The sequence below is a fragment of the Arthrobacter sp. TmtSoilC79 genome (assembly GCF_059739405.1).
The window spans coordinates 4,308,275-4,320,623 of record NZ_AP046051.1; the positions used below are offsets into that span (position 1 = coordinate 4,308,275).

15 protein-coding genes are annotated in these 12,349 nt (G+C 63.1%); 6 read left to right on the top strand and 9 right to left on the bottom strand.

Annotated features, from left to right (window positions below):
* Nucleotides 1-3: 3 nt before the first annotated feature.
* The 4 genes from AC6JA3_RS19755 to AC6JA3_RS19770 all read right to left on the bottom strand — a co-directional run bounded on the left by AC6JA3_RS19755 (nucleotide 4) and on the right by AC6JA3_RS19770 (nucleotide 3,776).
* Nucleotides 4-1,188, bottom strand: coding sequence for a Fic family protein (locus tag AC6JA3_RS19755; protein WP_347782060.1), 1,185 nt, complete (start codon nucleotides 1,186-1,188; stop codon nucleotides 4-6).
* A 115-nt stretch (nucleotides 1,189-1,303) separates the two neighbouring features.
* Nucleotides 1,304-2,152 carry a 5-oxoprolinase subunit C family protein gene (locus AC6JA3_RS19760; RefSeq protein ID WP_347782061.1) on the bottom strand — a complete coding sequence of 283 codons (849 nt, stop codon included), beginning with the start codon at nucleotides 2,150-2,152 and terminating at the stop codon, nucleotides 1,304-1,306.
* A 54-nt stretch (nucleotides 2,153-2,206) separates the two neighbouring features.
* Complete coding sequence (locus AC6JA3_RS19765; protein WP_347782062.1) at nucleotides 2,207-2,956, bottom strand: LamB/YcsF family protein; 750 nt, start codon at nucleotides 2,954-2,956, stop codon at nucleotides 2,207-2,209.
* Nucleotides 2,940-3,776, bottom strand: coding sequence for a hypothetical protein (locus tag AC6JA3_RS19770; RefSeq protein WP_043432745.1), 837 nt, complete (start codon nucleotides 3,774-3,776; stop codon nucleotides 2,940-2,942). The genes AC6JA3_RS19765 and AC6JA3_RS19770 overlap by 17 nt, the downstream gene beginning before the upstream one ends.
* Before the next feature lie 199 nt (nucleotides 3,777-3,975).
* On the opposite strand from AC6JA3_RS19770, the gene AC6JA3_RS19775 reads away from it, so the two are divergent.
* The 3 genes from AC6JA3_RS19775 to AC6JA3_RS19785 all read left to right on the top strand — a co-directional run bounded on the left by AC6JA3_RS19775 (nucleotide 3,976) and on the right by AC6JA3_RS19785 (nucleotide 6,017).
* Nucleotides 3,976-4,143, top strand: coding sequence for a hypothetical protein (locus AC6JA3_RS19775; protein ID WP_175493455.1), 168 nt, complete (start codon nucleotides 3,976-3,978; stop codon nucleotides 4,141-4,143).
* A gap of 106 nt (nucleotides 4,144-4,249) precedes the next feature.
* A complete protein-coding gene (locus AC6JA3_RS19780) occupies nucleotides 4,250-5,581 on the top strand; it encodes an MFS transporter (RefSeq protein WP_347782063.1) in 1,332 nt (443 codons plus the stop codon).
* A 28-nt stretch (nucleotides 5,582-5,609) separates the two neighbouring features.
* Complete coding sequence (locus AC6JA3_RS19785) at nucleotides 5,610-6,017, top strand: DUF6855 family protein (protein ID WP_026542109.1); 408 nt, start codon at nucleotides 5,610-5,612, stop codon at nucleotides 6,015-6,017.
* Between the two features lie 7 nt (nucleotides 6,018-6,024).
* Here AC6JA3_RS19785 and AC6JA3_RS19790 read toward each other — a convergent pair whose 3' ends face one another.
* Genes AC6JA3_RS19790 through AC6JA3_RS19805 form a run of 4 tightly spaced genes read right to left on the bottom strand, consistent with a single transcriptional unit; the run spans nucleotide 6,025 to nucleotide 8,489 of the window.
* The gene (locus AC6JA3_RS19790) at nucleotides 6,025-6,279 is read right to left on the bottom strand and encodes a hypothetical protein (RefSeq protein WP_347782064.1); all 255 of its coding nucleotides are present in this window, start codon (nucleotides 6,277-6,279) and stop codon (nucleotides 6,025-6,027) included.
* Nucleotides 6,245-7,048, bottom strand: a complete 804-nt coding sequence (locus tag AC6JA3_RS19795) for an MFS transporter (RefSeq protein WP_347782065.1) — start codon at nucleotides 7,046-7,048, stop codon at nucleotides 6,245-6,247. The genes AC6JA3_RS19790 and AC6JA3_RS19795 overlap by 35 nt, the downstream gene beginning before the upstream one ends.
* A complete protein-coding gene (gene glsA, locus AC6JA3_RS19800; RefSeq protein ID WP_026542111.1) occupies nucleotides 7,038-8,060 on the bottom strand; it encodes a glutaminase A in 1,023 nt (340 codons plus the stop codon). Before glsA ends, AC6JA3_RS19795 begins: the two co-directional genes overlap by 11 nt.
* A gap of 48 nt (nucleotides 8,061-8,108) precedes the next feature.
* Nucleotides 8,109-8,489, bottom strand: a complete 381-nt coding sequence (locus tag AC6JA3_RS19805; RefSeq protein WP_497920531.1) for an META domain-containing protein — start codon at nucleotides 8,487-8,489, stop codon at nucleotides 8,109-8,111.
* 398 nt (nucleotides 8,490-8,887) lie between these two features.
* On the opposite strand from AC6JA3_RS19805, the gene AC6JA3_RS19810 reads away from it, so the two are divergent.
* Nucleotides 8,888-9,604 (top strand): DUF3592 domain-containing protein, encoded by a 717-nt coding sequence (locus AC6JA3_RS19810; protein ID WP_347782066.1) that lies wholly within the window; start codon nucleotides 8,888-8,890, stop codon nucleotides 9,602-9,604.
* A gap of 97 nt (nucleotides 9,605-9,701) precedes the next feature.
* Nucleotides 9,702-9,998, top strand: a complete 297-nt coding sequence (locus tag AC6JA3_RS19815) for a hypothetical protein (RefSeq protein WP_347782067.1) — start codon at nucleotides 9,702-9,704, stop codon at nucleotides 9,996-9,998.
* Nucleotides 9,999-10,077: 79 nt separating this feature from the next.
* Here AC6JA3_RS19815 and AC6JA3_RS19820 read toward each other — a convergent pair whose 3' ends face one another.
* The gene (locus AC6JA3_RS19820) at nucleotides 10,078-10,299 is read right to left on the bottom strand and encodes a hypothetical protein (protein WP_026542114.1); all 222 of its coding nucleotides are present in this window, start codon (nucleotides 10,297-10,299) and stop codon (nucleotides 10,078-10,080) included.
* Between the two features lie 247 nt (nucleotides 10,300-10,546).
* On the opposite strand from AC6JA3_RS19820, the gene AC6JA3_RS19825 reads away from it, so the two are divergent.
* Nucleotides 10,547-12,349, top strand: coding sequence for a thiamine pyrophosphate-requiring protein (locus tag AC6JA3_RS19825; protein ID WP_347782068.1), 1,803 nt, complete (start codon nucleotides 10,547-10,549; stop codon nucleotides 12,347-12,349).

Here is a 12,349-nt window from a genome sequence, read left to right on the forward strand (position 1 = left end):
CGTTCAGGGCCGGATTCGACGCCCAGCCCTTGCAGCGAAATCGTCCAGCGCTGCAACGATGTCGCTGGCGATCCATGCCCGGACTCCGCGCACTCTACCGGCAGGGCTCAATACTCCAGCCTCTTGGAGCCGTTGCACAGCCCGATATGCGGTTGCCGTTGATACTCCTGCGTATTCAGCGGCCATTTCCGCAGTGATCGCCGGCTCCCGCGGCAGCAACGCCAAGACCTTCAATACTGAGTCCCGTGCCGGCCCAACCCTGGTTCGAAACCCGGACTGGACAGCTTTGATGTCAGCAGCCAACAGGCGGCCATTGTCCACGGCCAGCAATGCCGACTCGGCGAAGCGCTGCACAATGGGCAGGATATTACCCATTCGGTACGCACCCAACGCATCGAAGTACAGGCGGGTATCAGTCAGGAGGCCTGACGACACCGGGATCGTGACATTCTCGGTGACGCCTTTGGCACGCAGCAGTGCGCTGACAATGGCCCTGCCTGTACGCCCATTGCCGTCTGCGAATGGATGGATGGTCTCGAACTGGGCATGGGCCACCGCCGCCTGGGTCAGCGCGGGAATATCGTCCCGTTTCATGAACTCCACCAGGTCGGTCATACCGCCAGGAACCAGATCATGGTGGGGCGGCACGAACTCGGCCGAATGGGGAGAGTTTCCGCGAATCCAGACCTGCGAGGTCCGGTATTCACCCGCGATGACCCTGTCCGATGCGGATAGGAGAGTGTGGTGCATCGCCCCGATATTGTCCACGCTGAGGTCCTCGGACAGTGCGATGGCCGCCTGCATCGCCTCAACGTTGGAAGCCACGAGAGAAGCATTGATACTGGACCTGTCACCCAACTGCGCCAGCACAATCTTTCGGGCGCCGGCCGTCAAATTCTCGATCTGGGAACTCGATGCGGACTCGCTCCTCAGCAGCAAGGCAGCGAATGGCGTGGAATCCTGTCCCAGTTCAGCATCGAAACGAACCATTTCCATCGTGGCTGTTTCAACCAAGGATTGCGTTGCAGAGTCAACACCGGGATCCAGATCAGAGATAGCAGGCGGCACGGCGGCCTCATACGGTCCTCTGGCGAGCAGACGCTGTCGTCTCGACACGCCCGGGGCAGGCTCAGTGGTCCACGAGCGCTGCTCAAAAGTCAGGGGCGGCCAGTCAGTTTCCTTGCTCACGGCACTCCTTGAGAATAATGTTGCCCTATTTTCTCATAGAGTGCTCTTACTGAGAAAATCACCATAGACGATTCTCAGAAGGGCCCCATTCTGAGAAAATCGGCATCACGTTTTCTCAGCCGAGCAAGTGCATCATCTGCCCTGGCCTTGCTTGGCCGATCAAGTCCAGGTCCTCGTCACGCACCAGCGCGATCACCGGCGATTTGGCCGTTGCCGGACGGCCGGCCAACGCAATGACGGGAAGGCCCGACGGCGGCAGCACCACCGAACCCAAGGCCAACGGTTGAGGATGGGCTGCTTGGGCTTTGGCTACTGGAGCCGTTTGGCCCACCTCAAGCGGCCGGCCAAGAAGCCGTGCACCCATGCGGTCCGATTCCTGCGAGAGGGTCCACGGTTCCGTGGTCAGCCGAAGCCACGTTCCGGCGTCGACATTTTGAGCCTGCGGGTCTTTCGGCACGCGTGAAACCCTGGCAACAACCGGTCGTTCCGGGTCCAGTGGCCGCCGGGCAGGGTGGGTGACGGGAGGTTGCCTGACGGTAGAGCGGTTGCCGGCAGAGCCGTTGCCGGCAGGGAGAGCCTGACCGCGGGGCTTCCCGAACGTCACGGCTGCACCGGCGGACAACACCTCACTGGCTTCCTGCACACCACCGTGAACCGCCACGTAGTAACGCAACCCAAACAGCGCCGGCCCGAACTCCAGCACTGCCCCGGGAGCTACCCTGACTGCTGTGTTCAGCGGAAACTCTGCTCCGTTGAGCGTCACGGCCCCGTCGGCTCCAGTGACCGCCACAGCGGACCCTGTCACGAACCGAAGCTTCAAACCGCCCAACAGGACCTCGAGTCCGGCGGTATGGTCGGGATTTCCCAGCAAGGCGTTGGCCAAGTGCATGGACATCCGGTCCAGGGCCTGATTGGGTTCCAGGGCCAGCGTCAACATTCCGGAAGCCACTACCACTGCGCCCATCCGAACAAACCCCTCCCTCAGAACCCGCTGAACCTGGCCCGCCCTGACTCAGGCCTAAGCGAACGCCCCTATCTGTACACCTGCCTCCTCCAGTCCTTCCCGGACAGCAGCTGCCATGCTGACGGCGCCCGGAGTATCTCCGTGAATGCACAGAGAATCAGCCACCACCGGGACAACAGTTCCGTCGATGGCCAGGATTTCCTTGCGGGTAGCCAACCGCACGGCTTGGGCCACCACGGCAGCGGGGTCATGAAGAACTGCACCTTCCTGGCTGCGCGGCACCAGTGTGCCGTCGGGAAGATAGGCGCGGTCCACAAATGCTTCCCGGAACACCGGGTGCCCTGCTTCCTCGGCGAATTTCAGCCACTCAGAGCCCGGCAGGCCAAGTACGGGCAGCCCGGGATCGTACGCGTGGACGGCGGCCACCACGGCTTCCGCTTGCTCGGAGTCATGGACAATCCGGTTGTACAACGCCCCGTGTGGCTTCACGTAATCCACCGATGCCCCCACAGCGTGGGCCATGCCGTCCAGGGCGCCGAGTTGGTACAAGACATCGCCGAAAAGCTCGTCGAACGTCATGTCCAGTGAGCGCCGGCCGAAGCCCGCCAAGTCCCGGTAACCCACGTGGGCTCCCACCCGGACATCCAGCTCAAACGCTGCCCGGCAGCTGTCCAGCATGGTGAGGGGATCGCCGGCGTGGAACCCGCAAGCGACATTGGCGCTGCTGACGATGCGGAACATCGAGGCATCATCGCCCATGGTCCACGATCCGAAGGACTCTCCCAGGTCAGCGTTCAGGTCCACTGTTACCGCCTTCCAGCGTAGGGGTTTCCGGTGCCGCTTCGGGAGCGGCCAGGGTCTGTGGTGCGTTGGGGAGCAGCTCACCGGGGACGGTGTCCGGCAGCGGGCCGAATGCTTCCTTGGCGGTGGCCACCACGGCGCGGCCCATCATCAGGTTGCCGCCACCGCCCACTACTGCGCCGATGCCGAACGGCAGGGCTCGGCCTAGGAACGCAGTTCCCTGGCGCTTCACGAGGTTCTTGAGGAAGGCCCGCTGGATGGAGTCGCGGATGACGCCGAATCCACTTCCCGGGATCTTCTTGGTAAGGGTCCTGCCCCACGCGTTGGTCACGCCCTTGCCACGGCCGAGCGATTGGCCGCTCAAAGCTCCGAGCATGGACGTGCCTTCCTCGCCCAGCATGATGGCCATGACCATGGTCTGCGCCCGCACAGGATCGGTAAGCCGGATGCCGTGGAGCTCGGCCAGTGAAGACGCGTACAGGGCCGTGGTCTCCAGGAAGCCCACGGTAGCCAACGCCGAAAGGCCCAGGGATGCCGCGGTTCCGATGCCGGGGACGACGGCGGTGGCACCCACTGCGGCGCCGCCACCGGAGATTGCCAGCAAGTAATGGCGCTCAAGTTTCGCGGCGAGCTGGGCCGGCGTGTCACGCGGGTGCTTTCGTTGCAGCCTGCGCAGGTTGGCCAGGACCAAAGGACGCTGGACCTCGACTGCCTTCAACAAGACGTTATGGACGCCGGGCTTGGTGTTGCCTTGCTCATCGAAGACAGCGTTGTGGGCTGTCTCCTGGGCGATCTTCACCGCCGGGTTGGGTCGCTTGGGCATCTTCACCTCTCCTTGGCAGCTGGTTCGTCATAAGGGGAACTACTGGATTCAGCCTATGCCACACCCCAGGCGGACGAGGCTTCGCCGGGGGCCTATGTGGATACTATTCCGCGCACAGCTGACCTCGCACCAGCCATTGTGCGGCGTAGACTGGGGGCACTCACGGAAGCAGTCCACGCAAGGACAGGGAGTATCCGCCATGAACACCCCGGACAAGAACGACGACGCTGCCAGGCGCCACGCCGACGCCCCTGCGGAGGGCCAGCCGGAGGGCTGGGTTCCGCACGATACCGGCCTCCATAGCCAGGACCCGGCGGAAGGTGCGGACACCGACGACGGCGACGCCCCGCCGTCGGACGCTTCATAACCGCAGGTTCCTTCCGCCCGCGCCCACCGGCACGAGTGCCTTCCACCCCGCGCCCACCGGCACGGGTGCCTTCCGCGGCATCCACGCGCAGGCATAGGGTGGTGAAATGGCCGCGTTGAGAGCGCTGCGTCCCTTTGCGCACAGGGAATTCAGGGTGTTGATTGCCGCGCTGTCCATTTCCATTTTCGGCTCCGGCATGTGGGCAGTGGCCATGGTCTACGAGGTCATCCACCTCGGGGGCGGCCCGCTGGAACTATCGCTGGTGGCAACTGCGGCCAGCGTCGGCCTGGTGGCTTTCGTGCTGGCCGGTGGCATCGCTGCGGACAGGCTCCCGCAACGGCTCCTGATCATCGCGGTAGAGGGCGCCAACCTGGCCGTCATTGCCACCATTGCGGCGTTGGCCATGGTCAATGTCCTGCAACTCTGGCATCTTGCCATCGGCGCTTTTGTCCTCGGCGTGGGGCAGGCCTTCTTCTTCCCTGCCTATTCGGCGATCCTTCCGCGGATCCTTCCCGCTGACGACCTCCTTGCCGCCAACGGTTTGGAGGGCACCGTGAGGCCTGTCCTCCAACAGGCAGCCGGCCCCGCGCTTGCCGGAATACTGGTGGCCTCCCTGTCCCCCGCCCATGCCGTCGCGGGGGTTGCCATGTGCCATTTGCTGGCGTTTGGAATCGTGAACTTCCTGAGCCGGCAAACCCCGGGGTTTCCGGTCCAGCAGGGCGCAGACGCTGCCGGCATGGTTGGTCCCGGTGAAGCCACGGCAAATTCGTCCCTGTTCAAGGATCTCGCAGAAGGTTTCAGCTACACCATCCGTACACCCTGGCTTCTGTGGACCCTGATCTGGGCATGTTTGTCCGTGCTGTTCCTCATTGGGCCCATTGAGGTTTTGTTGCCCTTCGTGGTGCGGGACCAACTGGGTGGGGACTCCAGGATGTTCGGTTTCCTGCTGGCCATCATGGGGGTTGGCAGTGCCATCGCTGCCCTGGCGACAGCGTCCCTGCGCCTTCCCCGCCGCTACCTGACCGTCATGGTGCTGACATGGGGCCTGGGAAGCCTGCCCGTTGCCGCGATTGGTTTCATGGACAGTTTCTGGATGCTCGGCGCCGCCATGCTCGTCTTCGGGGTTACGGAAGGAATTGGAACGGTTATCTGGGGCACGCTGCTGCAACGGCGCGTGCCGCGGCACTTGCTCGGCAGGATTTCCAGCCTGGACTTCTTTGTCTCCCTGGCCCTGATGCCCGTTTCCATGGCCCTCGCCGGACCCATGGCCCAGGTGGTTCCCCTGTGGCTGATCTTCCTCATCGGAGGCCTGGTGTGCCCCCTCATGGCTTTCGTTGCGCTCTTCGTGGCCCGCATGATGACCGATGAGATCGGAAATCCTTTGACCCCGGATGCCGCACCTGGCGAAGCTGCAGACACCCAGCCCGACGCTGTGTAGCGTGGGCATCACCACGAAAGGACACATCATGGCCGCAGGAACCAAGGACGATCCCTGGCAGCTCACCACTCCGCCGGGATCCTCCGATTACACCATGTACAGGGACGATGCTGCCGATCCCCCCGCCATTGTCTGCCAGGTTGGATCCACCAAGCTGCTGTACCAACTGCGTGCGATCGATGACCTCCATGCCTGGCTTATGGAACAGGGCGACTGGGTACCGCTGGGAGCCGCCGACGAAGGCAAGGAAGCCGCGGCCGGAACGGTGGAGGCTTGGGGCCGAAGCGAGGACAACCCCGTGGGTGGTTGGTACGGGCTGCGCAAGGGCTACCGGGGCCGCTTCGGAATGTACATGCCGCCGCTGCTCGAGGCCCTCGGCCTGGCAGAGCTGACGCATGAGAAGCGGAACAACAGCATGCGGGGCATCGCGCAGTAGCTTTCGCTCAGGCATTCCCGGGCTTGGGCTCCTGCGGATCGGGGATCTCGTGGGGCCGGTACTTGGGCAGCTTGGTGGCGGGAAGAATGGCGACGGCGCTCACGGCTGCCAGGATCAGCAGTCCCGTTTTGAGCGCCCTGAGCCGGGCGTCGGTATTGATGGCGACGGCGGTCTCCACCTGCGCTTCGGTGGCGTCGGTGATGTTGTTGAGGACTTCCCTGAGGTTGTCATTGCTGACGAAATTGACGTTGTCCAGATTCACCTGCTGTTTGAGCGGGTCCGGGAGTTCCACATTGTTCATGACCGCCTGGCCAACATTGAGGCTGAGGATGGTCACCAACAGTGCGCCGGCCAACGCGGTTGTTGAAGCCGGGCGTAAGGGAGACGATGCCCGCACCGATGAGGGCGGCAGCGACGACGTCGATCTTCACATCAGGGTTGCCGCGGTCTGAGCGGAGCTTGAAGCTGAACGCGAAGACCGCCACGGCGAGTCCCAGCACGATGCCGAACACGGGCCGCCAGCCCACCAGGGTGCCCAGGGTGCCGCCGATGAGGAAGGCGCTGACACCGGAGAGGGCACGGGCTGAACCGAGCGAGCCGATGGCGGTGGCCTGCTGGGCGCCGTGATAATTTTCGGCGATCAATGCCACCAGCGAGGGCACGATGATGGCCGCCGACGCTCCCGCGAATGCCTGGGCCGCAATGGCCCATCCCACCGTTGGCGCGAAGATCATCATCAAAGCCGATGCGGCGAACAGCGCCACCACCACCCTGAAGATGACCACCCATCCGATGCGCTGACCGAGTTTGGCACCCACCATGACCAGGGCTGCCACCACCAGCCCATAGGTCACGATGACGGTGCTGACGGTGGTGGGCGGAACACCGAAATCCTGGACCATTCCGCCCAGTGATACCGGGAGCGCTGCAACGTTGAAGGACATGAGGACCTGGGCCAGGAACAACCCGATCATGGGAATCCAGGACGCTTTTTGTTCCGTGCTGGAGGAGACCGCCGTACTAGTGGACATTCGAGGACCTCCCGGTTGGTGTGTGGGCTTGGGACGCAAAAATGTTCAGGCCCAGGACGCGCGACAGATACGCGGTGGCCTGCTGGCCACGGACACTGTTCCCCGCGGGATCAAGCCGGGGCGAAAAAGCGCCGATTCCGGCCTTCCCGGGCGAGATCGTGAGGAGCCCGCCGGACACCCCGGACTTACCCGGGAGCCCGATCTCGAACAGCCATTCCCCTGAGCGTTCGTACAGTCCGTTGGCCGCCAGGACAGCCAGGGTATCCCGGCAAACCTCGGCTGAAACCACCCGTTTGCCGGTTACGGGATTGACGCCGCCATCGGCCAGGGTGGCACCCATAATGGCGAGGTCGCGGGCACTGACTTTCAGCGAGCATTGCTTGGTATAAACGTCGACGACGCCCAGCGGGTCCCGCCCGATCCTGCCGTAGCTTTCCAAAAGCCGGGCAATGGCCCGGTTCCTGGTATTGGTGGCAGCCTCGGATTCATAGACTTCCCCATCCAGCACCAGGTCACGGCCCGCGAAGGCAGACAACCCGGATTGGATGGCGGCCCACTGCTCGTCCGGTGTTGTGCCTGGCATCAGCGCTGTTGTTGCCAGCGCGCCGGCGTTGACCATGGGATTCATGGGGTGTCCATCATTGAGCTCGATGGCTATCACCGAGTTGAAGGCCAGCCCGGTGTTGTTTACCCCCACCAGGTCAGCCACAGCCGCATGCCCGAATTCCTCACAGACCAGGGCGTAGACGAAAGCCTTGGAAATGGACTGGATGGAAAACTCCACGTCGGCATCGCCCACCACGTGCACTCCGCCGTCCACTTCAACCACGCAGACGCCGAACAGTTCAGGGTCGGCCTGCGCCAGGACGGGAATGTAGTCTGCCACCGCACCGTCCGTGCACCCGCGGTTCCGTTCATGGGCGGCCGCAACCAGGGAATCAACCTGCTCCCAGCCGGGCAATGTTCCCGTTGAGGCTGTCTGCTCAACGCCATCAGTATTTGAATCCAACACAGCTACCCCCAAAGATCTCGTTGGAAAACTTCCTGCTGAGGAACTCGCTTACTTGCCGGCGGTGAGCGTGCCGATCAGGTCTTCTCCCTGATCGAAAACCGCAAGCTTTCCGTCTTCCTGGATCTTGGCTGTGGCGGCGTTCGAAAGCCACGCATCTACCCCTGGACATGCCATGCGGGTGGAGGAGAACCCTCCGAACGAGATGGTTTTGCCGTCCTCTTTCCAGGAGCCGACGAGCCTGTTGCAGCCGTCAGTCCCAGTGGCGGTGCCATCTGATTTCAGGTCGAGGGAGGGCTGTTTGGTGTCGCCGGCGTCACCCCACACACCGACGAATGGACTTGTACCGCTTCCCGCGCAGCCGCCCAAAAATGTGGCAGCAAGGAATGCCAGGGAAACAGCGCTAAAAATGCGGATCCGGGTCTGCACCATGCGGCCAGTTTAGGTTTGCAGCCCGGATCTTCACCACCAATTTGTGAATTTATCTGTAAACATTTGATGGCGTTCACAATTCAGCATGCCGGATCGTGCGGCCGGTCGCGACTCAGACGACCGACCGCACTAGCCCGGTTTACGCAGCGACGGCGCCCCGGGCGGGCCCCAGAACCCACCACACCCATCGCTGCTAACTCCGTCCTTGAACCGCAACGCAGCCGAAAAGGGCAACGGCGCAGTCCGCGGTTCAACGACATGGGCACTCATTATGTGCCTTGACCTGCGGAAACGTGACGCGGAGTTTGAAGAAATGTTTGATTGGCGGAAAAGTGCTCTGCAATCCGATGGTGCAAGCCTGCCCCTGATTGAGGGCCGCCCCCTGTTTAATGTCTTCCATGAGCACCGTGGATCCGATCGCCGCCAGGAAACTCCGCGCGAACAAACGCCCGGGTCCGGTGGGCATTGTGCTGGCCCTGGGCTTCCAATTCATCGGAGGACTCGCGGCAGGTTACGGCTGGCCCCATCTGGCAGTACTGGAGGACGCCGAGCCTCCGGTCCTCGCCCTGACGGCCATCATTGTGAGCATCCCGATCCTTGTCCTGAGTTCCATTGCGTGGACGGCCCTGGCCATCAGGAGCAGCAATCTGGGCCTGGCCCTGGGCGGAACCTTGGCTTGGCTGGGTGCCACCTTGGGGGTGGGAACCGCCGCTGCCCAATTGGACTATCCGCCTCTCCTGACGTGGGCGGGCGGTGGCTGCCTGCTGATCTTCCTTCTTCTGGGTTGCCTGGGCATCATCGGCGCCAGGGCCCGCAGGAACGCCGCCCGGCGTGAGGCTGACGTCATGAGAACCGGCACCATGACCCCGGCGAGAGTCACTGACAAGGGCTACGTCTCGTTCAGTGACAGCGCGAAGATCCTGACCACCGTCACGTTCACATTCCATGATGCGGGCGGCGTCCAGCGGTGGGTCCAGAGGGCCTTGCTGATCACTGCCGCAGAGCCAGTGGTGGACGGCCAGGAGACCATGCTGTGGTACGACCCCACAGATCCGGGCAACGACAAGAAGATCGTTGTGCAGCTGGCAAAGGATATGCCCTTGCGCCGGTCCTGAAGAACATTGGGTCCCGGAAACCGCATCATGATTCCGCTGTTCCGCCTACGTATCAGGTGACGGAAGAACAGCCAACGGATGCGCCAGGAGCACGATTGTGAAGTCACCCAACGGAATGGCCCTGACGGCCGCCCTTGCGTCCACCGACGCACCGGATATCCACCTCATGTTCATGGCCGGGGTGCTGGTCCTTGCCGGCGTGGCCGGGCTGGGTACGGTGACCCTCCTGCTGCTCCTGGCACCATTCGCCGCGCTGTTGCTTCCCCGCCCCCACGCGAAAAAGCCCCAGGAACGCACCACCGAACACGGGGTAGTCCCCCTGCAGCTCCAGGGTCACGACGGCGGTGCGATGCGGCTTCCGCCTCCGCACAGCCGGCGGGACGAAGCTGCTTAGCGAGGCACCCACGGTAAAACGCAAGCGGACGACGGCGGGTGATTCCCGGCGTCGTCCGCTTGCGTTGAGGCGTAGTGGGTTATCCGGCTTTTCCAGAAAGGGCTACCAGCACGCCGGCTGCGGCGAAGAACTTATTGCTGCCGAGGTCCCGGACTGTCTTTATGCCCAGATCTGCGAGCAGTTCATTGTGTTTGTCAGTCAGGCCGGCAAGTGCCGATGGTGGGGCGGCGAGGATTTCATCCAGTGTTGAGTTTTCGTAGGCTTTGTCGAGTGCTTTGCCCAATTCAACAGAAACAGCCACAGCATTTCCTTTCATCGATACGGAACAATTGCAAACGTACTAAGTAGCCTGTCAATTTGTGATTTCTCCACATGAAAGGCCACATAACGATCAAGATAGCCCACCATTGCCCGCCTTTGGGGCAATATCCGCAAAGCAAAGGAAAATTCGCGGCGAAGGATCCGCAACCGCTCCCGGCGTGCCGCATAGCTAAGTATGCTTACTATGTCCTCAGGCAGTAACTCACCCCTACTGACGAGGAGCCCAAATGACGCAGCGAACAGTTTCAGACCTCATGGTGGAACGTCTCCAGGCCTGGGGCGTGGACAGGGTCTTCGGCTACAGCGGCGATGGCATCAACGGTTTCATGGGAGCCCTTCGCCGGGCCGAAGACACAGTGGAGTTTGTCCAGGCCAGGCACGAGGAAGCAGCAGCCTTCATGGCCGTAGGGCACGGCAAGTACACCGGCGGCGTAGGCGTCGTGACGTCCACACAAGGCCCAGGCGCCGTCCACCTGCTCAACGGACTCTACGACGCGAAGATGGACAGCGTGCCCGTCGTGGCAATCATCGGCCAACAGAGCACCACGGTTTTGGGCTCGGCCTACATGCAGGAGATCGACCTGCTGACACTGTTCAAGGATGTGGCAGCCCAGTTCGCCCAGCTTGCCAGCTCGCCCGAGCAGGTCCCCATGCTGATCGACCGGGCCTTCCGCACCGCGCTCGAGACCAAGTCCCCGTGCGTTGTGATTGTTCCGCACGATATCCAGTCCGCAGAGGCACCTGAGCTGGAACAACACCACGGCATTGTTGTCACGGCGCCCGTATGGCACCCGGCGCAGGTCATGCCCCGCGACGAGGACCTGGACGCAGCTGCGGAAATCCTCTCCGCGGGGGAACGGATCGCGCTGCTCGTCGGCCAAGGTGCCCGGGGCGCCCAAAAGGAAGTCGTGGAGTTGGCCGAACAACTGAACGCCGGAATCACCACCAGCCTCCTGGGCAAGCCGTGGGTTGACGAGACGCTCCCCTTGGCGGCGGGGACGATGGGCCACCTCGGCACCACTGCCAGCGCCTACCTTATGGAGAACTGCGACACCCTGCTCATCATCGGCTCCAACGATCCCTGGACCGAGTTCTACCCGAAGCCGGGCACCGCCAAGGCCGTACAAATCGACATCGACGGCCGGAAGATAGCCAACCGCTACCCTGTCGAGGTGGGCCTGGTGGGCGATGCCGCCGGAACACTCACCGCTTTGGGCAAGCGCCTTGCGGGCAGGACCCAACCGTCCCGCGCCACGTGGCGGGAGGACGTCGAACACCAGGTGCGTGCATGGCGCCGTCTCTCGGAAGAACGGGCAAACGTCCCTGCCCGGCCGGTCAATCCCGAACTGGTGGTCCGCGAACTCAACGGGAGGCTCCCCGGCGACGCCCAGCTGAGTATCGACGTCGGCAGTTGCGTTTACTGGTACGCCCGCCAACTGGTCCTTCCGCCCGGGGTTCCCGCCCACGTGAGCGGCACGCTCGCCAGCATGGGTTGCGCGATCCCCTACGGCCTGGCGGCGAAACTGGCCTACCCGGACCGGCCGTTGGTGGCACTGGCCGGGGACGGCGGCATGCAGATGCTGGGCGTCGCCGAGCTGATCACTGTTGCACACCGTTGGCGCGAGTGGGCTGATCCGCGGTTCGTGGTCTGCGTGTTCAATAACCGGGACCTTGCCGAGGTCTCGTGGGAGCAGCGGGAAAACGAGGTGGAACCAAGGTTCCCGGCCAGCCAGCAGATTCCCGACTTCCCCTACGCAGCCTATGGCGAACTGCTGGGCCTTGCCGGCGTCCGGGTGGAAGACCCCGCCAAGCTGGGCGAAGCGTGGGACTACGCCCTTGGCATGGACCGGCCCACCGTTTTGGAAGTACTGACCGATCCGAACACCCCGCTGCTGCCGCCTTTCCCTGCCGGCGAAGAAAAGCTTGAGGGCATGAGGTCCGCTTTGTCGCAGGAGGGCCCGGACGGAGAGCATGCGCGCAAGCTGCTGGACACCTATGCGGAGGGTGAATCGGAGTTACGGGGCAAGTAG

Bases quoted from the DNA above. Each gene is read 5' to 3' on its own strand.
- AC6JA3_RS19760 (WP_347782061.1), bottom strand. From the start codon at position 2,152: ATGGGCGCAGTGGTAGTGGCTTCCGGAATGTTGACGCTGGCCCTGGAA.
- AC6JA3_RS19770 (WP_043432745.1), bottom strand. From the start codon at position 3,776: ATGCCCAAGCGACCCAACCCGGCGGTGAAGATCGCCCAGGAGACAGCC.
- AC6JA3_RS19775 (WP_175493455.1), top strand. From the start codon at position 3,976: ATGAACACCCCGGACAAGAACGACGACGCTGCCAGGCGCCACGCCGAC.
- AC6JA3_RS19780 (WP_347782063.1), top strand. From the start codon at position 4,250: ATGGCCGCGTTGAGAGCGCTGCGTCCCTTTGCGCACAGGGAATTCAGG.
- AC6JA3_RS19785 (WP_026542109.1), top strand. From the start codon at position 5,610: ATGGCCGCAGGAACCAAGGACGATCCCTGGCAGCTCACCACTCCGCCG.
- AC6JA3_RS19795 (WP_347782065.1), bottom strand. From the start codon at position 7,048: ATGTCCACTAGTACGGCGGTCTCCTCCAGCACGGAACAAAAAGCGTCC.
- AC6JA3_RS19805 (WP_497920531.1), bottom strand. From the start codon at position 8,489: ATGGTGCAGACCCGGATCCGCATTTTTAGCGCTGTTTCCCTGGCATTC.
- AC6JA3_RS19810 (WP_347782066.1), top strand. From the start codon at position 8,888: ATGAGCACCGTGGATCCGATCGCCGCCAGGAAACTCCGCGCGAACAAA.
- AC6JA3_RS19825 (WP_347782068.1), top strand. From the start codon at position 10,547: ATGACGCAGCGAACAGTTTCAGACCTCATGGTGGAACGTCTCCAGGCC.